The sequence below is a fragment of the Pseudomonas sp. AO-1 genome (assembly GCF_019775695.1).
Lineage (GTDB): Bacteria > Pseudomonadota > Gammaproteobacteria > Pseudomonadales > Pseudomonadaceae > Aquipseudomonas > Aquipseudomonas parakoreensis.
Genome location: NZ_CP079947.1, coordinates 842376 through 868915 on the forward strand (window position 1 = coordinate 842376; position 26540 = coordinate 868915).

Here is a 26540-nt window from a genome sequence, read left to right on the forward strand (position 1 = left end):
CGAATTTCTTGACGACCATAGAGCGTTGGAACCACCTGATCCCATCCCGAACTCAGAAGTGAAACGATGCATCGCCGATGGTAGTGTGGGGTTTCCCCATGTGAGAGTAGGTCATCGTCAAGATTAAATTCCAAAACCCCAATTGCGAAAGCAGTTGGGGTTTTGTTTTGTCCGCAGGAAAGTGGTGCGCTTGATTTCTATGCAATCGCCCTGCTCATGGCTATTATTCGGGCCTCATTGTGAGGCGAGACCTGCATGCTGACGTTGTTGAATCTTTTAAAGGATGGTCGATTCCATTCCGGTGAGGCCTTGGGGCTTGCCCTGGGAATCAGTCGAAGCGCGGTGTGGAAGCAGCTTCAGCATCTTGAGGCTGAGCTCGGATTGTCAATTAACAAAGTCCGGGGCAGAGGCTATCAACTGGCTGCGCCCCTGACGCTGCTCGACCCCCTGAAGATTGGTGCCTTGGCAGCGGTTTGGCCGATTACAGTCTTTGACTCCATTGACTCCACTAACGCAGAGGCGCTTCGCGCGATCAATCAAGGTCGAGCGGCGCCGTTTCTGGTATTGGCAGAGCGACAGATTTCCGGTCGTGGTCGCCGTGGACGTAAGTGGGTAAGCCCTTTTGCTGAAAATCTCTACTACAGCCTGGTTCTGCGCATAGAAGGTGGCATGCGTCAGCTTGAGGGCTTGAGTCTGGTGGTCGGTTTGGCTGTTATGCACGCCTTGCGAAAGTTGGGGGTGGCGGGCGCAGGATTGAAGTGGCCCAACGATGTGCTGGTCGGAGACAAGAAAATCGCCGGTATTCTTCTTGAGCTGGTCGGGGATCCTGCAGATGTTTGCCATGTGGTGCTGGGTATTGGCGTTAATGTAAACATGCAGGTTGCCGAGGAAGTTGACCAGCAATGGACGTCGATACGACTGGAAACGGGCAAAAGCTGCGATCGCAACCTCTTGGTAGCTGAGCTGAGCGAGCAGCTACGCGGCTATATCCAGCGCCATCAGGTTGATGGTTTCTCTGCGTTCCAGGAAGAGTGGGAAAAGGATCACATGTGGCAAGGTCGCCCGGTTTCTTTGATTGCCGGCGTTAGTCATATAGAAGGCGTTGTGCTTGGCATCGATAGTCAAGGTGCGCTGCGCTTGAAGGTGGACGGCGTGGAAAAAGTTTTTAGTGGTGGTGAGCTCAGCCTGAGGTTGCGTGATGATTCTTGAGCTCGACTGTGGGAATAGCTTTATCAAGTGGCGGGTATTGAATACGGCCGCTGGCGGTCTTTTCGCGGAGGGTGTTGTCGACTCGGATCAAGCTTTGGTGGATAGCTTGAGCGCATTTGACAGCCTGTCGTTGCGTAAATGTCGATTGGTGAGCGTAAGAACCAGCGAAGAAACTGCCGCGCTCACCCGGATTCTTGAGCAGGAGTTCGGTGTCTCGGCCGTGTGCGCCAAGTCGGCCAGTGAGATGTCTGGTGTCAAGAATGGCTATGACGAGTATGAACGCCTGGGGCTAGATCGCTGGTTGGCGATGCTTGGTGGCTTTCATTTGGCTGCGGGCGCCTGTCTGATTCTGGATTTCGGCACTGCAGTGACGGCCGACTTTATTAATGCCGAAGGTGAGCACCTTGGGGGATTCATTTGCCCAGGGATGCCCTTGATGCGTAACCAATTGCGTACGCATACCCGGAAAATCCGTTATGGGGACTCGGCTGCCGAAAGAGCGCTGACGAGCCATGCTCCGGGGCGCAGTACCGTCGAAGCGGTGGAGCGTGGATGCTCTTTAATGTTGAGAGGTTTCGTTCTGACCCAGATGGAAATGGCTCGATCCTATTGGGGAGAGCGCTTTACTGTTTTTATTACCGGTGGCGATGCTCTGTTGGTGGCGGACGTTGTGCCTGAAGCGCGGATCGTCCCTGACCTGGTATTCATAGGGTTGGCGATGGCCTGTCCTTTAACTTGAGGTTTGTATGCGTTGGTTGTTCCTGCTGCTCGTTGTTCTCAATGTGTTTTATTACGTCTGGCATCAGCAGGAAGCACCCTTGCGTGCGAAAGATGTCACGCCCCTCAGCATCTACCGCGGGTCTCAACAAGATATTCGCTTATTGAGTGAGGCGAATGGTGACTCTGGGGGAGGGCAGGGCGCGCGCCGTGGCGGACAGGAGTGTCTGTTTTTGGGTGGTTTGACTCAAGAAAGCAGCATTTCCGCGCTGCAGCTGCGTCTAGCGGCCCTGGGAGTGAAGGTTCAGGCGTCGCAAAAGGATCTCCCCGAGCTTGGTTACTGGTTGCGCATTGCGCCCGAAAGCCAGCGTTTATTGGGGGATGTGCAGTTGCAGAACCTTTCCAAGGAATTCAATGAGTTAAAACATAAAATAATGCTGTGTGAGGGGGTTGCACCGCTGGAATAGTTTGCATAGAATGGCGCCCGCTCCACAGCGAACACCTAAACAGGTGGTCAGCGCGGAGCGGTGTCAATGCAGCTAACCTCAGGTTTTTAATGAGAAAATGCTTGACAGAAGGCTGGCATAGTATAGAATGCCGGCTCGCTTAGGAGGGGTTCCCGAGCGGCCAAAGGGATCAGACTGTAAATCTGACGTCTACGACTTCGAAGGTTCGAATCCTTCCCCCTCCACCATTTTTAGCGTGAGCTGCAAGCTCCGCGGGTATAGTTTAGTGGTAGAACCTCAGCCTTCCAAGCTGATGATGCGGGTTCGATTCCCGCTACCCGCTCCAAGTTTGCAGGTTGTGCAAAGTGTTACGCTCTTGTAGCTCAGTTGGTAGAGCACACCCTTGGTAAGGGTGAGGTCAGCGGTTCAAATCCGCTCAAGAGCTCCATATAACAAGGCAGATATGAAAATATCTGCCTTTGTTTTAATGGTAGATATTGTTCGTCTAATTCTTCTGTTGAGGGTGTTATCGATGGCTAAGGAAAAATTTGATCGTTCCCTGCCCCACGTCAACGTAGGGACCATTGGTCACGTTGACCACGGTAAAACCACTCTGACTGCTGCTCTGACTCGCGTCTGCTCCGAAGTTTTCGGTTCGGCCGTAGTTGAATTCGACAAGATCGACAGCGCTCCAGAAGAAAAAGCTCGCGGTATCACCATCAACACCGCGCACGTTGAGTACAACTCGCTGATCCGTCACTACGCTCACGTTGATTGCCCAGGTCACGCTGACTACGTGAAGAACATGATCACCGGTGCTGCTCAAATGGACGGCGCTATCCTGGTTTGCTCGGCCGCTGATGGTCCGATGCCACAAACCCGTGAGCACATCCTGCTGTCCCGTCAGGTAGGCGTTCCGTACATCGTGGTTTTCCTGAACAAGGCTGACCTGGTAGACGACGCTGAGCTGCTGGAGCTGGTTGAGATGGAAGTTCGCGACCTGCTGTCCACCTACGACTTCCCGGGCGATGACACTCCAATCATCATCGGTTCGGCTCGTATGGCGCTGGAAGGCAAAGACGACAACGAGATGGGCACCACTGCCGTCAAGAAGCTGGTTGAAACTCTGGACAGCTACATCCCAGAACCAGTTCGTATGATCGACAAGCCATTCCTGATGCCAATCGAAGACGTATTCTCGATCTCGGGTCGCGGTACTGTTGTGACTGGTCGTATCGAGCGCGGTATCGTTCGCGTTCAAGATGCACTGGAAATCGTTGGTCTGCGTGACACCACCACCACCACCTGCACCGGTGTTGAGATGTTCCGCAAGCTGCTTGACGAAGGTCGTGCTGGTGAGAACTGCGGCGTTCTGCTGCGTGGTACCAAGCGTGACGACGTTGAGCGTGGTCAGGTTCTGGTCAAGCCAGGTTCGGTTAAGCCGCACACCAAGTTCACCGCAGAAGTTTACGTTCTGAGCAAGGAAGAAGGCGGTCGTCACACTCCGTTCTTCAAAGGCTACCGTCCACAGTTCTACTTCCGTACTACTGACGTGACTGGTAACTGCGAGCTGCCAGAAGGCGTTGAAATGGTAATGCCAGGTGACAACATTCAGATGACTGTTACCCTGATCAAAACCATCGCGATGGAAGACGGTCTGCGTTTCGCTATCCGTGAAGGCGGTCGTACCGTCGGCGCTGGTGTCGTGGCTAAAATCATCGAATAAGCGGTTGTAATGTATTTTTCGGGCCGGCATAATGGTCGGCCTGATTTTGTTTTAGGTCAGTAGCTCAATTGGCAGAGCGACGGTCTCCAAAACCGTAGGTTGGGGGTTCGATTCCCTCCTGACCTGCCAGATTCACTCGGTGTGTCTGGCTTTCTTTTCACAGGATCTTCATAGATGACTCCTAAGGCTGAAGCTCAAGGCTCTCGCTTCGATCTGCTAAAGTGGCTTGTGGTAGCTGCTTTGGTGGTTGTGGGTGTAGTTGGCAATCAGTATTACGCTGCTTCGCCGATCCTGTACCGTGTACTCGCACTGCTCGTGATTGCTGCTGTTGCTGCCTTTGTAGGCCTGCAGACTGCAAAGGGCAAGTCGTTCTTCGTACTGGTTAAGGAAGCGCGCACCGAGATTCGTAAAGTCGTATGGCCAACTCGCCAGGAAACTACGCAGACAACGTTGATTGTTGTTGCTGTGGTTATCGTTATGGCGTTGCTGTTGTGGGGTGTTGATTCCCTGCTCGGCTGGCTTGTTTCCTTGATTGTCGGCTAAGGGTGTCCCGTGGCTAAGCGTTGGTACGTTGTGCATGCTTACTCGGGTTACGAGAAGCATGTCATGCGCTCGTTGATTGAGCGCGTTAAGCTGGCTGGCATGGAAGATGGCTTCGGCGAAATTCTGGTTCCCACTGAAGAAGTGGTTGAAATGCGTAATGGCCAGAAGCGCAAAAGCGAACGTAAGTTCTTCCCAGGTTATGTGCTGGTACAGATGGATATGAACGAGGGTACTTGGCACTTGGTCAAGGATACTCCTCGGGTGATGGGCTTCATTGGCGGTACCGCCGACAAGCCTGCTCCAATCACCGACAAAGAGGCGGAAGCCATTCTGCGTCGCGTGGCCGATGGTAGTGATAAGCCGAAGCCGAAGACTCTGTTTGAGCCGGGTGAAGTGGTTCGTGTTACCGATGGTCCATTCGCTGACTTTAACGGCACCGTCGAAGAAGTTAACTACGAAAAGAGCCGTGTCCAGGTGGCAGTGCTTATTTTCGGTCGCTCTACCCCGGTAGAGTTAGAGTTCAGTCAGGTCGAAAAGGTCTAACTGAACAAGCATCCCAACCCCGCAGCCCTAGGCTGTGGGGTTTTGTCGTCACTGGGATAAACGCGCAAGTAACCGGGGAGCCTTTCGAGGCGTTCGAACCCGTAATTGGAGTGCCTCATGGCCAAGAAGATTACCGCTTACATCAAGCTGCAAGTGAAGGCCGCTCAGGCTAACCCAAGCCCACCTGTTGGTCCTGCTCTGGGTCAGCACGGCGTGAACATCATGGAATTCTGCAAGGCTTTCAACGCCCGTACTCAGGGTCTTGAAGCAGGTCTGCCGACTCCAGTGATCATCACTGTCTACAGCGACCGTAGCTTCACTTTCGAAACCAAATCCACCCCTGCTTCGGTTCTGCTGAAGAAGGCGGCCGGTCTGACCAGCGGTTCCGCTCGTCCGAACACCGTTAAGGTTGGCACTGTTACCCGTGCTCAGCTGGAAGAAATCGCGAAAACCAAAAACGCGGATCTGACTGCAGCTGATATGGATGCAGCCGTGCGTACTATCGCCGGTTCTGCTCGTAGCATGGGCCTTAACGTGGAGGGTGTGTAATGGCTAAGCTGACCAAGCGTCAAAAGGCTATCGCCGGCAAAATCGAAGCAGGCAAGGCCTACAACATTGTAGACGCTGCTGCTCTGCTGGCTGAGCTGTCGACTGTCAAGTTCAGCGAGTCGTTCGACGTTGCTGTAAACCTGGGTGTAGACCCGCGTAAATCCGACCAGGTTGTTCGTAGCGCTACTGTGCTGCCACACGGCACTGGCAAGACCGTTCGCGTTGCTGTGTTCACCCAGGGTCCAGCTGCTGAGGCCGCTTTGGCTGCCGGCGCTGACCGTGTAGGCATGGACGACCTGGCTGCCGAAATGAAAGGCGGCGACCTGAACTATGACGTAGTGATCGCATCCCCGGATGCCATGCGCGTTGTAGGTCAACTGGGTCAGATCCTCGGTCCACGTGGCCTGATGCCTAACCCGAAAGTCGGCACCGTAACTCCAGACGTAGCTACCGCGGTTAAAAACGCCAAGGCTGGTCAGGTTCGTTATCGCACCGACAAAAACGGCATCATCCACACTTCCGTTGGCAAGATCGGCTTCGATGCCGTCAAGCTGAAGGAAAACGTTGAAGCCCTGATCGCTGATCTGAAGCGTATCAAGCCAGCTTCTTCGAAAGGTATCTACGTCAAGCGCGTTACCCTGAGCACCACTATGGGCCCAGGTCTGGTTATCGACCAGAGCTCGCTGGACGCGTAAGACAAAGGTTGGCGCGTTTGATCGCGTCAATTGAAAGATTGGGGTCCCTGCCTGGCGGGGGCTATCCAAGACCGTAGGCGACGCAAGTCTTAAACCATAAGCCTACGCAGATGGTGCTCCCGGTTCCTTACCGAATCAGACACCAAAACGACATTCGGTTTCGACCGAGTGAAACGGTAACAAGCAGGAGTTAAACCCGTGGCAATTAATCTCGAAGACAAGAAGGCCATCGTCGCTGAAGTCAACGAGGCTGCCAAAGTCGCTCTGTCCGCTGTCGTGGTTGATGCCCGTGGCGTAACAGTAGGCGCAATGACCGGACTCCGTAAAGAGGCTCGTGAAGCTGGCGTTTACGTACGTGTTGTACGTAACACCCTGCTCAAGCGCGCTGTTGCTGACACTGAATACAGTGTCCTCAACGACGTGTTCACCGGCCCGACCCTGATTGCATTCTCGAACGAACATCCGGGCGCTGCTGCCCGTATCTTCAAAGAGTTTGCCAAGGGTCAGGACAAGTTCGAGATCAAGGCAGCTGCGTTCGAGGGCAAGTTCCTCGCAGCTAATCAGATCGACGTACTGGCAACTCTGCCGACCCGTGACGAAGCAATTTCTCAGCTGATGAGCGTGATTCAAGGCGCTACCAGCAAATTGGCTCGTACTCTGGCGGCAATTCGCGACCAGAAAGAAGCTGCCGCAGCCTAAGGCTCGTCGACTTCTCGCGTTTTTTGTTTATTTCGATGGTCGCGTAGGCCGTCCCCCAATTCAGGAATTGAGTCATGTCTCTGACTAACGAACAAATCATCGAAGCAATCGGCCAGAAATCCGTAGTGGAAATCGTTGAGCTGATCAAAGCGATGGAAGAAACCTTCGGCGTTACCGCTGCTGCCGCTTCGGCTGGCCCAGCTGTAGCTGCTGCTGCTGTTGAAGAGCAAACCGAGTTCAACGTTGTCCTGGTTGAAGCCGGCGAGAAGAAAGTAAACGTGATCAAGGCAGTTCGTGAACTGACCGGTCTGGGCCTGAAAGAAGCCAAAGAGAAAGTAGATGGCGCTCCTCAGGTTGTAGCTGAAGGCGTTTCGAAAGAAGCTGCTGAAGACGCTAAGAAGAAGCTGGAAGAAGCAGGCGCTAAAGTCGAGCTGAAATAAGTATCGACTTTGCTCCTCCAGCCCGAGCGTCAAGCGACAGGCTGATGGCTGGTGGCTCTTGCCACCGGCCTTTTTCCGTTATTGGCAGCCGACTGGGTCGGTGCTGATAAAGGCGCTGTAACCACCCGATGCGGTGGCGCAAACCATGGGGTTTGCACGATTTTCTGGCTGCTCCCGTCGGGAGGGGCCAAACAAGCAGGTGACCAAGCTGGGGAACGCTGATGGCTTACTCATATACTGAGAAAAAACGTATCCGCAAGGACTTTAGCAAGTTGCCGGACGTCATGGATGTGCCGTACCTCCTGGCCATCCAGCTGGATTCGTATCGTGAATTCTTGCAAGCGGGAGCGACTAAAGATCAGTTCCGCGACGTGGGCCTGCATGCGGCCTTCAAATCCGTTTTCCCGATCATCAGCTACTCCGGCAATGCTGCGCTGGAGTACGTCGGTTATCGCTTGGGCGAACCGGCATTTGATGTCAAAGAATGCGTGTTGCGCGGTGTAACTTTCGCCGTACCTTTGCGGGTAAAAGTGCGCCTGATCATTTTCGACAAAGAATCGTCGAACAAAGCGATCAAGGACATCAAAGAGCAAGAAGTCTACATGGGCGAAATCCCATTGATGACTGAGAACGGTACCTTCGTAATCAACGGTACCGAGCGTGTTATCGTTTCCCAGCTGCACCGTTCCCCGGGCGTGTTCTTCGACCACGACCGCGGCAAGACGCACAGCTCCGGTAAACTGCTGTACTCCGCGCGCATCATTCCTTACCGCGGTTCGTGGCTGGATTTCGAGTTCGACCCGAAAGACTGCGTATTCGTGCGTATCGACCGTCGTCGCAAGCTGCCGGCCTCGGTACTGCTGCGTGCGCTCGGCTACACCACCGAAGAAGTGCTGGACGCGTTCTACACCACCAACGTATTCCACGTTAAAGGCGAAGGCCTGAGCCTGGAACTGGTGCCTCAGCGCCTGCGCGGTGAAGTGGCTGTCCTTGATATCCAGGACGATAAAGGCAAGGTTATTGTCGAGCAGGGCCGTCGTATTACTGCCCGCCACATCAACCAGCTGGAAAAGGCCGGGATCAAAGAGCTGGACGTGCCTCTGGACTACGTCCTGGGTCGCACCACCGCCAAGGTCATCGTGCATCCGGCTACCGGCGAAATCCTGGCAGAGTGCAACACCGAGCTGTCGACTGAAGTCCTGGCGAAAATCGCCAAGGCCGGCGTTGTTCGCATCGAAACTCTGTACACCAACGACATCGACTGCGGTCCGTTCATCTCCGACACGCTCAAGATCGACTCCACCAGCAACCAATTGGAAGCGCTGGTCGAGATCTATCGCATGATGCGTCCAGGCGAGCCGCCAACCAAAGACGCTGCCGAAACCCTGTTCAACAACCTGTTCTTCAGCCCTGAGCGCTATGACCTGTCTGCGGTCGGCCGGATGAAGTTCAACCGTCGTATCGGTCGTACCGAAATCGAAGGTTCGGGCGTGCTGTGCAAGGAAGACATCGTCGCGGTCCTGAAGACTCTGGTCGATATCCGTAACGGTAAAGGCATCGTCGATGACATCGACCACCTGGGTAACCGTCGTGTTCGCTGCGTAGGCGAAATGGCCGAGAACCAGTTCCGCGTTGGCCTGGTACGTGTTGAGCGTGCGGTCAAAGAGCGTCTGTCGATGGCCGAAAGCGAAGGCCTGATGCCGCAAGACCTGATCAACGCCAAGCCAGTGGCTGCGGCGGTGAAAGAGTTCTTCGGTTCCAGCCAGCTGTCGCAGTTCATGGACCAGAACAACCCGTTGTCCGAGATTACCCACAAGCGTCGTGTCTCTGCACTCGGCCCTGGCGGTCTGACTCGTGAGCGCGCGGGCTTTGAAGTCCGTGACGTACACCCGACTCACTACGGTCGTGTCTGCCCGATTGAAACGCCGGAAGGTCCGAACATCGGTCTGATCAACTCCCTGGCTGCGTACGCTCGCACCAACCAGTACGGCTTCCTGGAAAGCCCGTACCGTGTGGTGAAAGAGGGTGTGGTCACCGACGAGATCGTGTTCCTGTCCGCTATTGAAGAAGCCGATCACGTGATCGCGCAGGCTTCGGCGACCATGAACGAGCAGAAAGTCCTGATCGACGAACTGGTAGCCGTACGTCACCTGAACGAATTCACCGTCAAGGCGCCGGAAGACGTCACCTTGATGGACGTTTCGCCGAAGCAGGTAGTTTCGGTTGCAGCGTCGCTGATTCCGTTCCTCGAGCACGACGACGCCAACCGTGCGTTGATGGGTTCGAACATGCAGCGTCAAGCTGTACCAACCCTGCGCGCTGACAAGCCGCTGGTAGGTACGGGCATGGAGCGTAACGTGGCTCGCGACTCCGGCGTTTGCGTCGTGGCTCGTCGTGGCGGCGTGATCGACTCCGTTGATGCCAGCCGTATCGTGGTTCGTGTTGCTGATGACGAAGTTGAAACCGGCGAAGCTGGTGTCGACATCTACAACCTGACCAAATACACCCGCTCGAACCAGAACACCTGCATCAACCAGCGTCCGCTGGTGAGCAAGGGTGATCGCGTTCAGCGTAGCGACATCATGGCCGACGGCCCGTCCACCGACATGGGTGAACTGGCACTGGGTCAGAACATGCGCATCGCGTTCATGGCATGGAACGGCTTCAACTTCGAAGACTCCATCTGCCTGTCCGAGCGTGTGGTTCAGGAAGACCGTTTCACCACGATCCACATTCAGGAACTGACCTGTGTGGCCCGTGACACCAAGCTTGGCCCAGAGGAAATCACTGCGGACATCCCGAACGTGGGTGAAGCTGCACTGAACAAGCTGGACGAAGCCGGTATCGTTTACGTAGGTGCTGAAGTAGGCGCAGGCGACATCCTGGTCGGTAAGGTCACCCCGAAAGGCGAGACCCAACTGACTCCGGAAGAAAAACTGCTGCGTGCGATCTTCGGTGAAAAAGCCAGCGACGTTAAAGACACCTCCCTGCGTGTACCTACCGGTACCAAAGGTACTGTCATCGACGTACAGGTCTTCACCCGCGACGGCGTTGAGCGTGATGCTCGTGCTCTGTCGATCGAGAAGTCCCAGCTGGACGAGATCCGCAAGGATTTGAACGAAGAGTTCCGTATCGTAGAAGGCGCGACCTTCGAACGTCTGCGCTCCGCTCTGGTAGGCCACAAGGCTGAAGGCGGCGCCGGTCTGAAGAAAGGTCAGGACATCACCGACGAAGTTCTCGACGGTCTTGAGCATGGTCAGTGGTTCAAACTGCGCATGGCTGAAGATGCTCTGAACGAGCAGCTCGAGAAGGCTCAGGCCTACATCGTTGATCGTCGCCGTCTGCTGGACGACAAGTTCGAAGACAAGAAGCGCAAACTGCAGCAGGGCGATGACCTGGCTCCAGGCGTGCTGAAAATCGTCAAGGTTTATCTGGCAATCCGTCGTCGCATCCAGCCGGGCGACAAGATGGCCGGTCGTCACGGTAACAAAGGTGTGGTCTCCGTGATCATGCCGGTTGAAGACATGCCGCACGATGCCAATGGCACCCCGGTCGACGTCGTCCTCAACCCGTTGGGCGTACCTTCGCGTATGAACGTTGGTCAGATCCTTGAAACCCACCTGGGCCTCGCGGCCAAGGGTCTGGGCGAGAAGATCAACCGGATGGTCGAAGAGCAGCGTAAAGTCGCTGAACTGCGTACCTTCCTCGACGAGATCTATAATCAGATCGGCGGTCGTAACGAAGATCTGGATAGCTTCTCCGATCAGGAAATCCTGGATCTGGCGAAAAACCTGCGTGGCGGCGTTCCAATGGCCACTCCAGTGTTCGACGGCGCCAAGGAAAGCGAAATCAAGGCCATGCTGAAACTGGCAGACCTGCCGGAAAGCGGCCAGATGCAGCTGACTGACGGCCGTACCGGCAACAAGTTCGAGCGTCCAGTTACCGTTGGCTACATGTACATGCTGAAGCTGAACCACTTGGTAGACGACAAGATGCACGCGCGTTCTACCGGTTCGTACAGCCTGGTTACCCAGCAGCCGCTGGGTGGTAAGGCGCAGTTCGGTGGTCAGCGTTTCGGGGAGATGGAGGTCTGGGCACTGGAAGCATACGGTGCTGCTTACACTCTGCAAGAAATGCTCACAGTGAAGTCGGACGATGTGAACGGCCGTACCAAGATGTACAAAAACATCGTGGATGGCGATCACCGTATGGAGCCGGGCATGCCCGAGTCCTTCAACGTGTTGATCAAGGAAATTCGTTCCCTCGGCATCGATATCGATCTGGAAACCGAATAACACGTGACGCGATCGAGAGCGGGGCAGGACTGCCCGCTCTCTGCTCCGCCAGGAGGAAAGGCCTTGAAAGACCTACTGAATTTGCTGAAAAACCAGGGTCAAGTCGAAGAGTTCGACGCCATCCGTATCGGATTGGCCTCGCCTGAGATGATCCGCTCGTGGTCGTTCGGTGAAGTTAAAAAGCCGGAAACCATCAACTATCGTACGTTCAAACCTGAGCGTGACGGTCTGTTCTGCGCCAAGATCTTTGGCCCGGTAAAGGATTACGAGTGCCTGTGCGGTAAGTACAAGCGCTTGAAGCACCGTGGTGTGATCTGCGAGAAGTGCGGCGTTGAAGTTGCACTGGCCAAGGTTCGTCGTGAGCGCATGGCGCACATCGAACTGGCTTCGCCGGTTGCCCACATCTGGTTCCTGAAATCGCTGCCGTCCCGTATCGGCCTGCTGATGGACATGACCCTGCGTGATATCGAACGCGTTCTCTACTTCGAGAGCTACGTCGTTATCGATCCAGGCATGACCACCCTTGAAAAAGGTCAGCTGCTGAACGATGAACAGTACTTCGAAGCGCTGGAAGAGTTCGGTGACGACTTCGACGCCCGTATGGGTGCTGAAGCTGTCCGTGAACTGCTGCACGCTATCGACCTGGAGCACGAGATTGGTCGTCTGCGCGAAGAAATTCCGCAAACCAACTCGGAAACCAAGATCAAGAAGCTGTCCAAGCGTCTGAAGTTGATGGAAGCCTTCCAGGGTTCCGGCAACCTGCCAGAGTGGATGGTGCTGACCGTTCTGCCGGTTCTGCCGCCAGATCTGCGTCCACTGGTCCCGCTGGATGGCGGTCGTTTCGCGACTTCCGACCTCAACGATCTGTATCGTCGAGTGATCAACCGTAACAACCGTTTGAAGCGCCTGCTTGATCTGTCCGCTCCGGACATCATCGTGCGCAACGAAAAGCGCATGTTGCAGGAAGCTGTCGATGCACTGCTCGACAACGGTCGTCGTGGCCGCGCTATCACCGGTTCGAACAAGCGTCCTCTGAAATCCCTGGCTGACATGATCAAGGGTAAGCAGGGTCGCTTCCGTCAGAACTTGCTCGGTAAGCGCGTTGACTACTCCGGTCGTTCGGTAATTACCGTAGGTCCGACCCTGCGTTTGCACCAGTGCGGTCTGCCGAAGAAGATGGCTCTCGAGCTGTTCAAACCGTTCATTTTCGGCAAGCTGGAAATGCGTGGTCTCGCGACCACCATCAAAGCGGCCAAGAAGATGGTCGAGCGCGAGCTGCCAGAGGTTTGGGACGTTCTCGCGGAAGTGATTCGCGAACACCCGGTTCTTCTCAACCGTGCACCGACCCTTCACCGTCTGGGTATCCAGGCGTTTGAACCGGTACTGATCGAAGGTAAGGCTATCCAGCTGCACCCTCTGGTCTGCGCCGCGTACAACGCCGACTTCGACGGCGACCAAATGGCCGTGCACGTACCGCTGACGCTGGAAGCCCAGCTCGAAGCGCGTGCGTTGATGATGTCGACCAACAACATTCTGTCGCCAGCCAACGGTGAGCCAATCATCGTTCCGTCGCAGGACGTTGTATTGGGTCTGTACTACATGACTCGTGAAGCGATCAACGCCAAGGGCGAAGGTCGTGTGTTCGCGGATCTGCAGGAAGTTGACCGTGTGTTCCGTGCCGGCGAAGCCGCACTGCACGCCAAGGTCAAGGTTCGTATCAACGAAACCGTCAACGACCGTGACGGCAACAGCGTGAGCAACACTCGTATCGTCGACACCACTGTCGGCCGTGCGCTGCTGTTCCAGGTTGTGCCAAAAGGTCTGTCGTACGATGTCGTCAACCTGCCGATGAAGAAAAAGGCGATCTCCAAGCTGATCAACCAGTGCTACCGCGTGGTTGGTCTGAAAGAGACCGTGATCTTCGCTGACCAGTTGATGTACACCGGTTTCGCTTACTCGACCATCTCCGGCGTTTCCATCGGTGTTAACGACTTCGTTATCCCGGATGAAAAAGCCCGCATCATCGGTGCAGCCACCGACGAAGTGAAAGAGATCGAGAGCCAGTACGCCTCCGGCCTGGTAACCCAGGGCGAGAAGTACAACAAAGTGATCGACCTTTGGTCGAAGGCGAACGACGAAGTTTCCAAGGCGATGATGGCCAACCTCTCGAAAGAGAAAGTCATCGACCGTCACGGCGACGAAGTCGACCAAGAGTCCTTCAACTCGATGTACATGATGGCTGACTCGGGTGCGCGGGGTTCCGCAGCACAGATTCGTCAGCTGGCCGGTATGCGTGGTCTGATGGCCAAGCCGGACGGTTCCATCATTGAAACGCCGATTACTGCGAACTTCCGTGAAGGTCTGAGCGTACTCCAGTACTTCATCTCGACTCACGGTGCTCGTAAAGGTCTGGCGGATACCGCGTTGAAAACTGCGAACTCCGGTTACCTGACTCGTCGTCTGGTAGACGTGGCGCAGGATCTGGTTGTAACCGAGATCGATTGCGGCACCGAACACGGTCTGCTGATGACTCCGCATATTGAAGGCGGTGACGTTGTAGAGCCGTTGGGTGAGCGCGTATTGGGTCGTGTTATTGCCCGTGACGTATTCAAACCAGGCACCGAGGACGTTATCGTTCCTGCCGGTACCTTGGTAGACGAGAAGTGGGTCGAGTTCATCGAGCTGAACAGCATCGACGAAGTGATCGTGCGTTCGCCGATCAGCTGCGAAACCCGCTATGGCATTTGCGCCAAGTGCTACGGCCGTGATCTGGCTCGTGGTCACCAGGTGAACATCGGTGAAGCGGTCGGCGTTATCGCTGCCCAGTCCATCGGTGAACCGGGTACCCAGCTGACAATGCGTACGTTCCACATCGGTGGTGCGGCAAGCCGTACTTCCGCAGCCGACAGCGTTCAGGTGAAGAATGGCGGTACCGTCCGTCTGCACAACCTGAAACACGTTGAGCGAGTGGATGGCCACCTGGTTGCTGTGTCCCGTTCCGGTGAGCTGGCAATCGCTGATGACTTCGGTCGTGAGCGTGAGCGTTACAAGCTGCCGTACGGTGCTGTGATTTCGGTTAAAGAAGGTGACAAGGTCGACGCTGGCGCAATCGTGGCCAAGTGGGATCCGCACACTCACCCGATCGTTACCGAAATGAAAGGTACCGTGACCTACGTGGGCATGGAAGAAGGCATCACGATCAAGCGTCAGACTGACGAATTGACCGGTATGACCAACATTGAAGTACTCGACGCGAAAGATCGTCCAGCTGCGGGCAAGGAAATCCGTCCAGCAGTGAAGATGGTCGACGACAACGGCAAGGATCTGTTGCTGCCAGGCACTGACGTTATCGCTCAGTACTTCCTGCCAGCCAACGCCCTGGTCGGTGTTGCGGACGGTGCGAAGATTGCGATCGGTGATGTTATCGCTCGTATCCCGCAAGAAACTTCGAAAACCCGCGACATCACCGGTGGTCTGCCGCGTGTTGCCGACCTGTTCGAAGCTCGTCGTCCGAAGGAAGCGTCGATTCTGGCTGAAGTCAGCGGCACCATCGCGTTCGGTAAAGAGACCAAAGGCAAGCGCCGTCTGGTCATTACCCCGAACGACGGTAGCGATCCGTACGAAGAGCTGATTCCGAAGTGGCGTCACCTGAACGTGTTCGAAGGCGAACAGGTAAACCGCGGCGAAGTTATCTCCGACGGTCCAAGCGATCCGCACGACATCCTGCGTCTGCTGGGTGTGAGCGCGCTGGCCAAGTACATCGTGAACGAGATCCAGGACGTTTACCGTCTGCAAGGCGTGAAGATCAACGACAAGCACATCGAGACCATCCTGCGTCAGATGCTGCGTAAAGTTGAGATCTCCGAGTCCGGCGATTCCAGCTTCATCAAGGGCGACCAGATGGAACTGACTCACGTGCTGGTAGAGAACGAGCGTCTGAACGCGGAAGACAAATTTGTCTCCAAGTTCACTCGCGTTCTGCTGGGTATCACCAAGGCGTCGTTGTCCACCGAATCGTTCATCTCGGCGGCTTCCTTCCAGGAAACCACCCGCGTACTGACCGAAGCGGCAGTCACCGGCAAGCGCGACTACCTGCGCGGCCTGAAAGAAAACGTGGTCGTGGGTCGTCTGATCCCGGCCGGTACCGGTCTGGCATATCACAGCGAGCGCAAGCGTCGCCGTGATGCGGACAAACCGTTGCGCGTAAGCGCCAGTGAAGTGGAAGCTGCACTGACCGAAGCGCTGAACTCGAGCGGTAACTGAGTTCTGCGGTAAATGAGCTGAGGCCCTGATCGCTCCGTTCGTCGAATCGAGACAAATTGTCAAGGCTCGACGGGCGGGGAGGTCGGGGCCTTGCCTTGACTGGGGGCAAGATCCTCTTTAGACTCTTGATCCCCTAAATTTGGCGGGAATCCGTTCCTGTCATTTTGCTTTTCTTGCAAGACAATAGCGTCGCAAGACAACAGTGGAGCTAGTAGATGGCAACTATCAACCAGCTGGTACGTCAGCCGCGTAAGCGTATCGTCGAGAAATCCGACGTGCCTGCGCTGCAGAACTGCCCGCAACGTCGTGGCGTGTGCACCCGTGTGTACACCACTACGCCGAAAAAACCTAACTCGGCACTGCGTAAAGTATGCCGTGTGCGCCTGACCAACGGTTTCGAGGTTTCCTCGTACATCGGTGGTGAAGGTCACAACCTGCAAGAGCACAGCGTGGTACTGATCCGCGGCGGTCGTGTAAAAGACTTGCCAGGTGTTCGTTACCACACCGTTCGCGGCTCCTTGGATACTTCCGGCGTTAAAGGCCGTAACCAGGGTCGTTCGAAGTACGGTACCAAGCGTCCGAAGTAATCGGCCGTTTTGCAGATTTTCATTTTATTGAGTCGATAAGAGTAAGGTCGGGCTTGCATCCACTGGATCTGTCCCGAACTAACCTGAAGACCGCTTGAGGGCTTATCATGCCAAGACGTCGCGTAGCAGCAAAGCGTGAGATTCTGGACGATCCGAAATACGGAAGCCAGATCCTCGCCAAATTCATGAACCACGTTATGGAAAGCGGCAAGAAAGCCGTTGCCGAGCGTATCGTTTATGGTGCCCTGGAAACCGTGAAGGCTCGTAAGGCCGGCACCGATCCCCTGGAACTCTTCGAAAAAGCACTCGACGCCATCGCTCCGCTGGTCGAAGTGAAGTCGCGCCGCGTTGGTGGTGCTACTTACCAGGTTCCGGTCGAGGTTCGTCCTTCCCGCCGTAACGCTCTGGCAATGCGCTGGTTGGTAGACTTCGCCCGTAAGCGTGGCGAGAAGTCTATGGCTCTGCGCTTGGCTGGCGAACTGCTGGATGCTGCTGAAGGTAAAGGTGCTGCTGTTAAGAAGCGTGAAGACGTGCACCGTATGGCCGAAGCCAACAAAGCTTTCTCGCACTACCGCTTCTAATTTTAGCTTCACTAATTTTGCGAGGGCTTTATGGCTCGTACTACTCCGATTAGTCGCTACCGTAACATCGGTATCGTCGCTCACGTGGATGCTGGTAAAACCACCACCACCGAGCGCGTCCTTTTTTACACTGGCAAAAGTCACAAAATGGGCGAGGTGCATGACGGCGCCGCGACCACAGACTGGATGGTGCAGGAGCAGGAGCGTGGTATTACCATTACTTCTGCTGCCATCACCGCCTTCTGGAAAGGTTCCGAGAAGCAGTATCCTCACGAACACCGCTTCAACGTCATCGATACCCCGGGCCACGTAGACTTCACCATTGAAGTTGAACGTTCCCTGCGCGTACTCGACGGCGCTGTCGTTGTATTCTGCGGTACTTCGGGTGTTGAGCCTCAGTCGGAAACCGTATGGCGTCAAGCCAACAAATACGGCGTTCCACGTCTTGTTTACGTAAACAAGATGGACCGTGCTGGTGCCAACTTCCTGCGCGTGATCGGTCAGATCAAACAGCGTCTGGGTCACACTCCAGTGCCGATTCAGCTGGCTATCGGTTCGGAAGACAACTTCCAGGGCCAGATCGACCTGATCAACATGCAGGCTGTTTACTGGAACGACTCTGACAAGGGTATGGTTCCTGTTCGCAAGGAAATCCCTGCGGACATGCTCGAGCTGGCTACTGAGTGGCGCAGCAACATGGTTGAGGCTGCGGCCGAAGCCAGTGAAGAGCTGATGAACAAGTACCTGGAAGGCGAAGAACTGTCGATCGAAGAGATCAAGGCTGCTCTGCGTCAGCGCACTATCGCTGGCGAAATCGTTCTGGCTGTGTGCGGTTCTTCGTTCAAGAACAAGGGTGTTCCCCTGGTTCTCGACGCCGTTATCGACTTCCTGCCTGCTCCAACCGACATTCCTGCGATCAAGGGTTCCAACCCTGATAACGAGGAAGAGGAAATGGAGCGTCACGCAAGTGACGACGAGCCGTTCGCGGCACTGGCGTTCAAAATCGCTACTGACCCATTCGTGGGTACCTTGACCTTCGTCCGTGTTTACTCGGGCGTGTTGAACTCCGGCGACGGCGTGATCAACTCGGTTAAAGGCAAGAAAGAGCGCGTGGGTCGTATGGTGCAAATGCACGCAAACGCCCGTGAAGAGATCAAGGAAGTGCGCGCTGGCGACATCGCGGCCCTGATCGGCATGAAGGACGTCACCACTGGTGAAACCCTCTGCAACGCTGACAAGCCAATCATCCTGGTTCGTATGGACTTCCCGGAGCCGGTTATTTCGGTTGCCGTAGAGCCTAAGACCAAGGATGACCAGGAAAAAATGGGTATCGCACTGGGCAAACTGGCTCAGGAAGACCCGTCTTTCCGCGTTAAGACTGATGAAGAGACTGGTCAGACGATCATCTCCGGCATGGGCGAGTTGCACCTGGACATCCTGGTTGACCGGATGCGCCGTGAGTTCAACGTCGAAGCCAACATCGGCAAGCCTCAAGTTTCGTACCGTGAGCGCATCACGAAGAACTGCGAAATCGAAGGCAAATTCGTTCGCCAGTCCGGCGGTCGCGGCCAGTTCGGCCACTGCTGGATCCGTTTTGCTCCTGCTGACGAAGGTCAGGAAGGTCTGCAATTCCTGAACGAAGTAGTAGGTGGTGTGGTTCCTAAGGAATACATCCCGGCTATCCAGAAGGGTATCGAAGAGCAGATGAAGAACGGCGTTGTTGCCGGCTATCCGCTGATCGGCCTGAAGGCTACCGTGTTCGATGGTTCTTACCACGACGTCGACTCCAACGAGATGGCGTTTAAAGTGGCTGCTTCCATGGCGACCAAGCAACTGGCCCAGAAGGGTGGTGGTGAGTTGCTCGAGCCGATCATGGCGGTAGAGGTTGTTACGCCTGAAGACTATATGGGTGATGTGATGGGCGACCTTAACCGTCGTCGCGGCATGATCCAGGGTATGGAAGACACAGTGTCCGGCAAGGTTATCCGTGCCGAGGTTCCACTGGGTGAGATGTTCGGTTATGCGACCGACGTTCGTTCCATGTCCCAGGGTCGCGCAAGCTACTCTATGGAATTCAAAAAATACGATACGGCTCCGTCGCACATCGTCGAATCCGTAACCAAAAAACAAGGCTGATTCAGCCCCTTTAGGCTAGGAGTTAATTGTCGTGGCTAAAGAAAAATTTGATCGTTCCCTACCGCACGTCAACGTTGGCACCATCGGTCACGTTGACCACGGTAAAACCACTCTGACCGCTGCTCTGACTCGCGTCTGCTCCGAAGTTTTCGGTTCGGCCGTAGTTGAATTCGACAAGATCGACAGCGCTCCAGAAGAAAAAGCTCGCGGTATCACCATCAACACCGCGCACGTTGAGTACAACTCGAACATTCGTCACTACGCTCACGTTGACTGCCCAGGTCACGCTGACTATGTGAAGAACATGATCACCGGTGCTGCTCAAATGGACGGCGCTATCCTGGTTTGCTCGGCCGCTGATGGTCCGATGCCACAAACCCGTGAGCACATCCTGCTGTCCCGTCAGGTAGGCGTTCCGTACATCGTGGTTTTCCTGAACAAGGCTGACCTGGTAGACGACGCTGAGCTGCTGGAACTGGTTGAGATGGAAGTTCGCGACCTGCTGTCCACCTACGACTTCCCGGGCGATGACACTCCAATCATCATCGGTTCGGCTCGTATGGCGCTGGAAGGCAAAGACGACAACGAGATGGGCACCACTGCCGTCAAGAAGCTGGTTGAAACTCTGGACAGCTACATCCCAGAACCAGTTCGTATGATCGACAAGCCATTCCTGATGCCAATCGAAGACGTGTTCTCGATCTCGGGTCGCGGTACTGTTGTGACTGGTCGTATCGAGCGCGGTATCGTTCGCGTTCAAGATGCACTGGAAATCGTTGGTCTGCGTGACACCACCACCACCACCTGCACCGGTGTTGAGATGTTCCGCAAGCTGCTCGACGAAGGTCGTGCTGGTGAGAACTGCGGCGTTCTGCTGCGTGGTACCAAGCGTGACGACGTTGAGCGTGGTCAGGTTCTGGTCAAGCCAGGTTCGGTTAAGCCGCACACCAAGTTCACTGCAGAAGTTTACGTTCTGAGCAAGGAAGAAGGCGGTCGTCACACTCCGTTCTTCAAAGGCTACCGTCCACAGTTCTACTTCCGTACTACTGACGTGACTGGTAACTGCGAGCTGCCAGAAGGCGTTGAAATGGTAATGCCAGGTGACAACATTCAGATGACTGTTACCCTGATCAAAACCATCGCGATGGAAGACGGTCTGCGTTTCGCTATCCGTGAAGGCGGTCGTACCGTCGGCGCTGGCGTCGTAGCAAAAATCATCGAGTAATTCTCTTTTATAGAGTCTGCTTGATGAATTGAAAAAGCCCCCGCTCAGCGGGGGCTTTTTTATTGGGTTGACACCTATCTGGGGCGTCTATAGAATTGCGCCTCCTTTTAACGGGCGTATTGCGCCCGGTGGGAATAGCAGCCGGAGTCTGAAATCCAATGCAAAATCAGCAAATCCGTATCAGGTTGAAGGCTTTCGACCATCGCCTGATCGACCAATCAACCCAGGAAATCGTGGAAACCGCGAAACGTACTGGTGCTCAAGTGCGTGGTCCAATTCCACTGCCTACCCGTAAAGAGCGGTTCACCGTTCTGGTTTCCCCGCACGTCAACAAAGACGCGCGTGACCAGTACGAAATCCGCACTCATAAGCGCGTTCTGGACATCGTCCAGCCAACGGATAAAACCGTTGATGCACTTATGAAGCTTGATCTTGCGGCCGGTGTGGAAGTGCAGATCAGCCTCGGCTAAGACTCGGTCTTGGTCGTGTAACGCTCTGAAATGGGCGGCCATAGCGGGTGAAAGCCCCGTACACTCATGAGGTTTACAACATGACTATTGGTGTAGTCGGTCGTAAATGCGGTATGACCCGTATTTTCACCGAAGAAGGTGTCTCCATTCCGGTCACGGTCATTGAGATCGAGCCGAATCGCGTCACCCAGTTCAAAACTGAAGAGACCGATGGCTATCGTGCAGTGCAAGTCACTGTCGGCGAGCGTCGCGCTTCGCGTGTAACAGCAGCTCAGGCTGGCCACTTCGCTAAAGCGAACGTTGCCGCTGGTCGCACCACCATGGAATTCCGCCTTGAAGAAGGCGAGTACCAGGCTGGCGATCTGATCAACGCTGAAATCTTCGCCGCTGGTCAGCTGGTTGATGTAACCGGTCAGTCCAAGGGTAAAGGCTTCCAGGGTACGATCAAGCGTTGGAATTTCCGCGGGCAAGATAACACCCACGGTAACTCCGTATCCCACCGCGTCCCAGGCTCTATCGGCCAGTGCCAGACTCCTGGTCGTGTATTCAAGGGCAAAAAAATGTCCGGTCATATGGGCGCTGAGCGCGTGACCGTGCAGTCCCTGGAAGTAGTGCGCGTGGACGCTGAACGCAATCTGTTGTTGGTCAAGGGCGCTGTTCCTGGCGCTACTGGCGGCAACCTGGTTGTACGTCCAGCAGCCAAGGCTCGCGGTTAAGGGGAAGCTGACATGCAATTAAATGTAAATGACGCTCAAGCGATCGAAGTTTCCGAACTGACATTTGGCGGCGAATTCAACGAGACGCTGGTTCACCAAGCAGTCGTGGCCTACATGGCCGGCGGCCGTCAAGGTAGCAAGCAGCAGAAGACCCGTTCCGACGTTCGTGGTGGCGGCAAGCGCCCATGGCGTCAGAAAGGTACTGGCCGTGCTCGTGCCGGTACTATCCGTAGCCCAATCTGGCGTGGCGGCGGTACCACTTTCGCAGCTCGTCCACAAGATCACTCCCAGAAGCTGAACAAGAAGATGTATCGCGCAGCAATGCGTTCCATCCTTGCTGAGCTGGTGCGTACTGATCGTCTGGTCGTGGTTCAGGATTTTGCTGTTGAAACTCCGAAAACCAAAGATCTGCTGGGCAAACTGAACAACATGAGCCTGACCGACGTTCTGATCGTGTCGGACGCTGTTGATCAGAACCTGTACCTGGCTGCTCGTAACCTGCCACACGTAGATGTACGTGACGTGCAAGGTTCCGATCCAGTTAGTCTGATCGCATACGACAAGGTGTTGATCACCGTGTCGGCCGTGAAGAAATTCGAGGAGCTGCTGGGATGAACCAGGAACGCGTATTTAAAGTTCTGCTTGGCCCGCACGTTTCCGAGAAGGCTACGGTTCTGGCAGACAAGAAAGGCCAGTTCGTTTTCAAGGTTGCTACTGATGCAACCAAGCTGGAAATCAAGAAGGCCGTCGAAAGCCTGTTCAGCGTGAAAGTAGAGCGCGTCACTACCCTGAACGTTCTGGGTAAGAGCAAGCGCACTGCTCGCGGTCTGGGCAAGCGTAATGACTGGAAGAAGGCAGTTATCTCCCTTCAGCCAGGCCAAGATCTCGATTTCAGCAGCAGTGCTGAGTAAGGAAGGGGTGCATCATGGCAATCGTTAAATGCAAACCGACTTCCCCTGGCCGCCGTTTTGTGGTCAAGGTGGTCAACCAGGAGCTGCATAAAGGCGCTCCTCACGCACCGCTGCTCGAGAAAAAATCGAAGACTGGTGGTCGTAACAACAATGGCCGTATTACCACTCGTCACATCGGTGGTGGTCATAAGCAGCATTACCGTATGGTCGATTTCCGTCGCAACGACAAAGATGGCATCGTCGCCACTGTCGAGCGTATCGAATACGATCCAAACCGTACCGCTCACATCGCACTGCTCTGCTACGCAGACGGCGAGCGTCGCTACATTATCGCCCCTAAAGGCGTGAGTGCTGGCGACCAGCTGATCGCAGGCGCTCTGGCTCCAATCAAGCCAGGTAACGCTCTGCAACTGCGCAACATTCCAGTCGGTTCTACCGTACACGGCATCGAACTGAAGCCAGGTAAAGGCGCACAGATCGCTCGTTCCGCTGGTGCTTCGGCTCAGCTGATCGCTCGTGAAGGCGTGTACGTTACCCTGCGTCTGCGTTCCGGTGAAATGCGTAAAGTCCTGGCTGAATGCCGTGCGACCCTGGGCGAAGTCTCGAACTCCGAGCACAGCCTGCGTTCGCTGGGTAAAGCTGGTGCCAAACGCTGGCGTGGCGTTCGCCCAACCGTTCGTGGTGTTGCCATGAACCCGGTTGACCACCCACATGGTGGTGGTGAAGGTCGTACCTCTGGTGGTCGTCATCCGGTATCGCCATGGGGCTTCCCGACTAAGGGCGCGAAGACTCGTGGTAATAAGCGTACCGACAAAATGATCGTCCGTCGTCGCAAGTAAATAGAGGGATACGACAGTGCCACGTTCTCTGAAAAAAGGTCCTTTTATTGATCTTCACCTACTGAAGAAGATCGAAGTGGCGGCGGAAAAGAACGATCGCAAACCAATTAAGACTTGGTCGCGTCGTTCGATGATCCTGCCACAAATGGTCGGTCTGACCATTGCTGTACACAACGGCCGTCAGCACGTCCCAGTTCTCGTGAACGAAGACATGGTTGGCCATAAACTGGGCGAGTTCGCCGGTACCCGCACTTATCGTGGGCACGTGGCTGACAAGAAAGCCAAGCGTTAAGGGGTAAGGAAATGGAAGTAGCCGCTAAGTTGTCGGGCGCTCGAATCTCCGCCCAGAAAGCCCGCTTGGTCGCCGACCAGATCCGCGGGAAGAAGGTGGGCGAAGCGCTCAACCTGTTGGCTTTCAGCAGTAAGAAAGCCGCCGAGATCATGAAAAAAGTGCTGGAGTCGGCCGTAGCCAACGCCGAGCATAACGAAGGCGCAGACGTTGATGACCTGAAAGTCAGCACCGTTTTCGTCAACGAAGGGCGTTCGCTGAAGCGCATCATGCCACGTGCCAAAGGCCGTGCTGATCGCATCGTCAAGCGGTCTTGCCATATCACTGTCAAGGTTGCTGACAAGTAACGGAGTCGAAGAGATGGGTCAGAAAGTACATCCCATTGGCATTCGCCTGGGAATCGTCAAGGAGCACACCTCCGTCTGGTACGCAGACGGTCGGACTTATGCGGACTACTTGTTCGCAGATCTGAAGGTGCGTGAGTATCTCCAAGACAAACTAAAAAGCGCGTCCGTAAGCCGTATCGATATCCATCGTCCGGCTCAAACTGCACGCATCACCATCCACACCGCTCGTCCAGGTATCGTTATCGGGAAGAAGGGTGAAGATGTTGAGAAACTGCGTCAGGACCTGACCAAGCAAATGGGTGTGCCTGTGCACATCAATATCGAAGAGATCCGCAAGCCGGAGCTCGACGGTATGCTGGTTGCGCAGAGCGTAGCTCAGCAGCTGGAGCGTCGTGTAATGTTCCGTCGCGCTATGAAGCGCGCAGTACAGAACGCCATGCGCATTGGTGCCAAAGGCATCAAAATCCAAGTGAGCGGTCGTCTCGGCGGTGCTGAAATCGCACGTACTGAATGGTATCGCGAAGGTCGTGTGCCGCTGCACACCCTGCGTGCCGACATCGACTATGCCAACTACGAAGCTCACACCACTTACGGTGTGATCGGTGTAAAGGTTTGGATCTTCAAAGGCGAAGTAATTGGTGGTCGCCAAGAAGAGCTGAAGCCACAAGCACCAGCGCCTCGTAAAAAAGCTGCTAAGTAAGGGGTACGCCAAATGTTGCAACCTAAGCGTACGAAGTTCCGCAAGCAGATGACCGGCCACAACCGTGGTCTGGCACTGCGCGGTAGCAAAGTCAGCTTCGGCGAGTTCGCGCTGAAGTCTGTTGCTCGTGGTCGTCTCACCGCTCGTCAGATTGAGTCAGCGCGTCGTGCTCTGACCCGTCACGTAAAACGTGGCGGCAAGATCTGGATCCGTGTATTCCCGGACAAGCCGATCTCCAAAAAGCCTCTCGAGGTTCGTATGGGTAAAGGTAAGGGTAACGTGGAATACTGGGTTGCCCAGATTCAGCCAGGCAAAGTCCTGTATGAAATCGAGGGTGTTTCTGAAGAGCTGGCGCGTGAGGCTTTCGCCCTGGCTGCTGCAAAGCTGCCGCTCGCCACCTCCTTTGTTAAACGGACGGTGATGTGATGAAAGCGAATGAACTTCGTGAAAAATCCGCACAGCAGCTGAACGAGCAACTGCTCGGCTTGCTGCGCGACCAGTTCAATCTGCGCATGCAGAAAGCAACTGGCCAGTTGGGGCAGTCTCATCTGCTCTCGCAAGTTAAGCGTGACATCGCTCGCGTGAAGACTGTGCTCAACCAGCAGGCAGGTAAGTGATCATGGCTGAAGCCGAAAAAACTGTCCGTACGCTGACTGGCCGTGTTGTCAGCGACAAGATGGACAAAACCATCACCGTTCTGATCGAGCGTCGCGTTAAGCACCCGATCTACGGTAAATACGTTAAGCGTTCGACTAAGCTGCACGCGCACGACGAAACCAATCAGTGCCACATCGGCGACAAAGTCACTATTCGTGAAACTCGTCCGATGGCCAAGACCAAGTCTTGGGCGCTGGTTGATGTTCTCGAACGCGCTGTGGAAGTCTAAGGGCTAGGGGTCGGAGAAATTATATGATTCAGACTCAATCCATGCTCGATGTGGCCGATAACAGCGGCGCTCGCCGTGTTATGTGCATCAAGGTGCTGGGTGGCTCCCATCGTCGTTACGCTGGTATCGGTGACATCATCAAAGTTACCGTGAAGGAAGCAATTCCTCGCGGTAAAGTGAAAAAAGGCCAAGTGATGACTGCTGTTGTAGTCCGCACTCGTCACGGCGTACGTCGTGCTGATGGCTCCATTATCCGCTTTGATGGCAACGCTGCTGTTCTTCTGAACAACAAGCAAGAGCCGATCGGCACCCGTATCTTTGGGCCAGTGACCCGTGAACTTCGTACTGAGAAGTTCATGAAGATCGTCTCGCTCGCCCCAGAAGTGCTGTAAGGAGATCCGACATGCAAAAGATTCGTCGTGACGACGAGATCATCGTGATCGCCGGCAAAGACAAAGGTAAGCGCGGTAAGGTGCTGAAGGTTCTTGCTGACAACCGTCTGGTTGTTGGTGGTCTGAACCTGGTCAAGCGTCATACCAAGCCTAACCCGATGTCGGGCGTACAGGGCGGTATCGTCGAGAAAGAAGCGCCACTGCACGCTTCCAACGTCGCCATCTTCAACGGCGAAACCAACAAGGCTGACCGCGTTGGTTTCAAAGTAGAAGACGGTAAGAAAATTCGTGTCTTCAAGTCGACCCAAAAAGCGGTTGATGCTTGAACACTGCTAG

Annotated in this window: 29 protein-coding genes, 4 tRNA genes and 1 rRNA gene; all 34 read left to right on the top strand. The window is 55.1% G+C overall.

Annotated features, from left to right (window positions below; all coding sequences use genetic code 11):
* Positions 1 to 7: 7 nt before the first annotated feature.
* The 34 genes from rrf (at position 8) to rplX (ending at position 26530) form a co-directional block, all read left to right on the top strand.
* Positions 8 to 123: ribosomal RNA gene (gene rrf, locus KVQ82_RS03875) — 5S ribosomal RNA — on the top strand.
* A 132-nt stretch (positions 124 to 255) separates the two neighbouring features.
* Positions 256 to 1209 (top strand): bifunctional biotin--[acetyl-CoA-carboxylase] ligase/biotin operon repressor BirA, encoded by a 954-nt coding sequence (gene birA / locus KVQ82_RS03880; RefSeq protein WP_198758936.1) that lies wholly within the window; start codon positions 256 to 258, stop codon positions 1207 to 1209.
* Positions 1199 to 1948 carry a pantothenate kinase gene (locus KVQ82_RS03885; RefSeq protein WP_222018085.1) on the top strand — a complete coding sequence of 250 codons (750 nt, stop codon included), beginning with the start codon at positions 1199 to 1201 and terminating at the stop codon, positions 1946 to 1948. The genes birA and KVQ82_RS03885 overlap by 11 nt, the downstream gene beginning before the upstream one ends.
* Before the next feature lie 7 nt (positions 1949 to 1955).
* Positions 1956 to 2393, top strand: coding sequence for a hypothetical protein (locus KVQ82_RS03890; RefSeq protein WP_222018087.1), 438 nt, complete (start codon positions 1956 to 1958; stop codon positions 2391 to 2393).
* Positions 2394 to 2535: 142 nt separating this feature from the next.
* Positions 2536 to 2620, top strand: a tRNA-Tyr gene (locus tag KVQ82_RS03895).
* 24 nt (positions 2621 to 2644) lie between these two features.
* A tRNA-Gly gene (locus KVQ82_RS03900) sits at positions 2645 to 2718 on the top strand.
* A gap of 26 nt (positions 2719 to 2744) precedes the next feature.
* Positions 2745 to 2820: transfer RNA gene (locus KVQ82_RS03905), tRNA-Thr, on the top strand.
* Between the two features lie 84 nt (positions 2821 to 2904).
* Positions 2905 to 4098 carry an elongation factor Tu gene (gene tuf / locus KVQ82_RS03910; protein WP_024164425.1) on the top strand — a complete coding sequence of 398 codons (1194 nt, stop codon included), beginning with the start codon at positions 2905 to 2907 and terminating at the stop codon, positions 4096 to 4098.
* Positions 4099 to 4151: 53 nt separating this feature from the next.
* Positions 4152 to 4227, top strand: a tRNA-Trp gene (locus KVQ82_RS03915).
* 45 nt (positions 4228 to 4272) lie between these two features.
* Positions 4273 to 4641: a preprotein translocase subunit SecE gene (gene secE, locus KVQ82_RS03920; protein WP_041074957.1), complete on the top strand. Its 369-nt coding sequence runs from the start codon at positions 4273 to 4275 to the stop codon at positions 4639 to 4641.
* Positions 4642 to 4650: 9 nt separating this feature from the next.
* The gene (gene nusG, locus KVQ82_RS03925) at positions 4651 to 5184 is read left to right on the top strand and encodes a transcription termination/antitermination protein NusG (RefSeq protein ID WP_025113545.1); all 534 of its coding nucleotides are present in this window, start codon (positions 4651 to 4653) and stop codon (positions 5182 to 5184) included.
* A 117-nt stretch (positions 5185 to 5301) separates the two neighbouring features.
* The gene (gene rplK / locus KVQ82_RS03930; protein ID WP_003228756.1) at positions 5302 to 5733 is read left to right on the top strand and encodes a 50S ribosomal protein L11; all 432 of its coding nucleotides are present in this window, start codon (positions 5302 to 5304) and stop codon (positions 5731 to 5733) included.
* On the top strand, positions 5733 to 6428 hold the full coding sequence (gene rplA / locus KVQ82_RS03935; protein WP_003228754.1) for a 50S ribosomal protein L1: 696 nt from the start codon (positions 5733 to 5735) through the stop codon (positions 6426 to 6428). The genes rplK and rplA overlap by 1 nt, the downstream gene beginning before the upstream one ends.
* 198 nt (positions 6429 to 6626) lie before the next feature.
* The gene (gene rplJ, locus KVQ82_RS03940) at positions 6627 to 7127 is read left to right on the top strand and encodes a 50S ribosomal protein L10 (RefSeq protein WP_003228752.1); all 501 of its coding nucleotides are present in this window, start codon (positions 6627 to 6629) and stop codon (positions 7125 to 7127) included.
* Positions 7128 to 7201: 74 nt separating this feature from the next.
* Positions 7202 to 7567: a 50S ribosomal protein L7/L12 gene (gene rplL / locus KVQ82_RS03945; RefSeq protein ID WP_041074960.1), complete on the top strand. Its 366-nt coding sequence runs from the start codon at positions 7202 to 7204 to the stop codon at positions 7565 to 7567.
* A gap of 221 nt (positions 7568 to 7788) precedes the next feature.
* Positions 7789 to 11862 (top strand): DNA-directed RNA polymerase subunit beta, encoded by a 4074-nt coding sequence (gene rpoB / locus KVQ82_RS03950; protein ID WP_027614262.1) that lies wholly within the window; start codon positions 7789 to 7791, stop codon positions 11860 to 11862.
* A 63-nt stretch (positions 11863 to 11925) separates the two neighbouring features.
* Positions 11926 to 16125: a DNA-directed RNA polymerase subunit beta' gene (gene rpoC, locus KVQ82_RS03955; protein ID WP_041074962.1), complete on the top strand. Its 4200-nt coding sequence runs from the start codon at positions 11926 to 11928 to the stop codon at positions 16123 to 16125.
* A 215-nt stretch (positions 16126 to 16340) separates the two neighbouring features.
* Positions 16341 to 16712, top strand: a complete 372-nt coding sequence (gene rpsL / locus KVQ82_RS03960) for a 30S ribosomal protein S12 (RefSeq protein WP_003186084.1) — start codon at positions 16341 to 16343, stop codon at positions 16710 to 16712.
* Positions 16713 to 16819: 107 nt separating this feature from the next.
* Positions 16820 to 17293, top strand: a complete 474-nt coding sequence (rpsG, locus tag KVQ82_RS03965) for a 30S ribosomal protein S7 (protein WP_003228745.1) — start codon at positions 16820 to 16822, stop codon at positions 17291 to 17293.
* Between the two features lie 30 nt (positions 17294 to 17323).
* A complete protein-coding gene (gene fusA, locus KVQ82_RS03970; RefSeq protein ID WP_047296931.1) occupies positions 17324 to 19429 on the top strand; it encodes an elongation factor G in 2106 nt (701 codons plus the stop codon).
* A gap of 31 nt (positions 19430 to 19460) precedes the next feature.
* The gene (gene tuf, locus KVQ82_RS03975; protein WP_095668187.1) at positions 19461 to 20654 is read left to right on the top strand and encodes an elongation factor Tu; all 1194 of its coding nucleotides are present in this window, start codon (positions 19461 to 19463) and stop codon (positions 20652 to 20654) included.
* A gap of 158 nt (positions 20655 to 20812) precedes the next feature.
* The gene (gene rpsJ, locus KVQ82_RS03980) at positions 20813 to 21124 is read left to right on the top strand and encodes a 30S ribosomal protein S10 (protein WP_003186070.1); all 312 of its coding nucleotides are present in this window, start codon (positions 20813 to 20815) and stop codon (positions 21122 to 21124) included.
* Between the two features lie 80 nt (positions 21125 to 21204).
* Positions 21205 to 21840, top strand: coding sequence for a 50S ribosomal protein L3 (gene rplC, locus KVQ82_RS03985; RefSeq protein WP_003228738.1), 636 nt, complete (start codon positions 21205 to 21207; stop codon positions 21838 to 21840).
* 12 nt (positions 21841 to 21852) lie between these two features.
* Positions 21853 to 22455 carry a 50S ribosomal protein L4 gene (gene rplD, locus KVQ82_RS03990; protein WP_003228735.1) on the top strand — a complete coding sequence of 201 codons (603 nt, stop codon included), beginning with the start codon at positions 21853 to 21855 and terminating at the stop codon, positions 22453 to 22455.
* Entirely contained in the window at positions 22452 to 22751 is a 300-nt protein-coding gene (gene rplW, locus KVQ82_RS03995) for a 50S ribosomal protein L23 (RefSeq protein WP_002555488.1), read from the top strand. Before rplD ends, rplW begins: the two co-directional genes overlap by 4 nt.
* 14 nt (positions 22752 to 22765) lie before the next feature.
* Positions 22766 to 23590: a 50S ribosomal protein L2 gene (gene rplB / locus KVQ82_RS04000; RefSeq protein WP_003228734.1), complete on the top strand. Its 825-nt coding sequence runs from the start codon at positions 22766 to 22768 to the stop codon at positions 23588 to 23590.
* A 16-nt stretch (positions 23591 to 23606) separates the two neighbouring features.
* Positions 23607 to 23882: a 30S ribosomal protein S19 gene (gene rpsS / locus KVQ82_RS04005; RefSeq protein ID WP_003228731.1), complete on the top strand. Its 276-nt coding sequence runs from the start codon at positions 23607 to 23609 to the stop codon at positions 23880 to 23882.
* Positions 23883 to 23893: 11 nt separating this feature from the next.
* On the top strand, positions 23894 to 24226 hold the full coding sequence (gene rplV / locus KVQ82_RS04010; protein WP_003103908.1) for a 50S ribosomal protein L22: 333 nt from the start codon (positions 23894 to 23896) through the stop codon (positions 24224 to 24226).
* A gap of 13 nt (positions 24227 to 24239) precedes the next feature.
* Positions 24240 to 24926, top strand: a complete 687-nt coding sequence (gene rpsC / locus KVQ82_RS04015) for a 30S ribosomal protein S3 (RefSeq protein ID WP_003176422.1) — start codon at positions 24240 to 24242, stop codon at positions 24924 to 24926.
* A gap of 12 nt (positions 24927 to 24938) precedes the next feature.
* Positions 24939 to 25352 carry a 50S ribosomal protein L16 gene (gene rplP / locus KVQ82_RS04020; RefSeq protein WP_003228729.1) on the top strand — a complete coding sequence of 138 codons (414 nt, stop codon included), beginning with the start codon at positions 24939 to 24941 and terminating at the stop codon, positions 25350 to 25352.
* Entirely contained in the window at positions 25352 to 25543 is a 192-nt protein-coding gene (gene rpmC / locus KVQ82_RS04025) for a 50S ribosomal protein L29 (protein ID WP_002555481.1), read from the top strand. The genes rplP and rpmC overlap by 1 nt, the downstream gene beginning before the upstream one ends.
* Before the next feature lie 2 nt (positions 25544 to 25545).
* The gene (rpsQ, locus tag KVQ82_RS04030; RefSeq protein ID WP_003194644.1) at positions 25546 to 25812 is read left to right on the top strand and encodes a 30S ribosomal protein S17; all 267 of its coding nucleotides are present in this window, start codon (positions 25546 to 25548) and stop codon (positions 25810 to 25812) included.
* A 23-nt stretch (positions 25813 to 25835) separates the two neighbouring features.
* Positions 25836 to 26204 carry a 50S ribosomal protein L14 gene (rplN, locus tag KVQ82_RS04035; RefSeq protein ID WP_002555479.1) on the top strand — a complete coding sequence of 123 codons (369 nt, stop codon included), beginning with the start codon at positions 25836 to 25838 and terminating at the stop codon, positions 26202 to 26204.
* Between the two features lie 11 nt (positions 26205 to 26215).
* Positions 26216 to 26530, top strand: a complete 315-nt coding sequence (gene rplX / locus KVQ82_RS04040; protein ID WP_003186046.1) for a 50S ribosomal protein L24 — start codon at positions 26216 to 26218, stop codon at positions 26528 to 26530.
* Positions 26531 to 26540 lie beyond the last annotated feature (10 nt).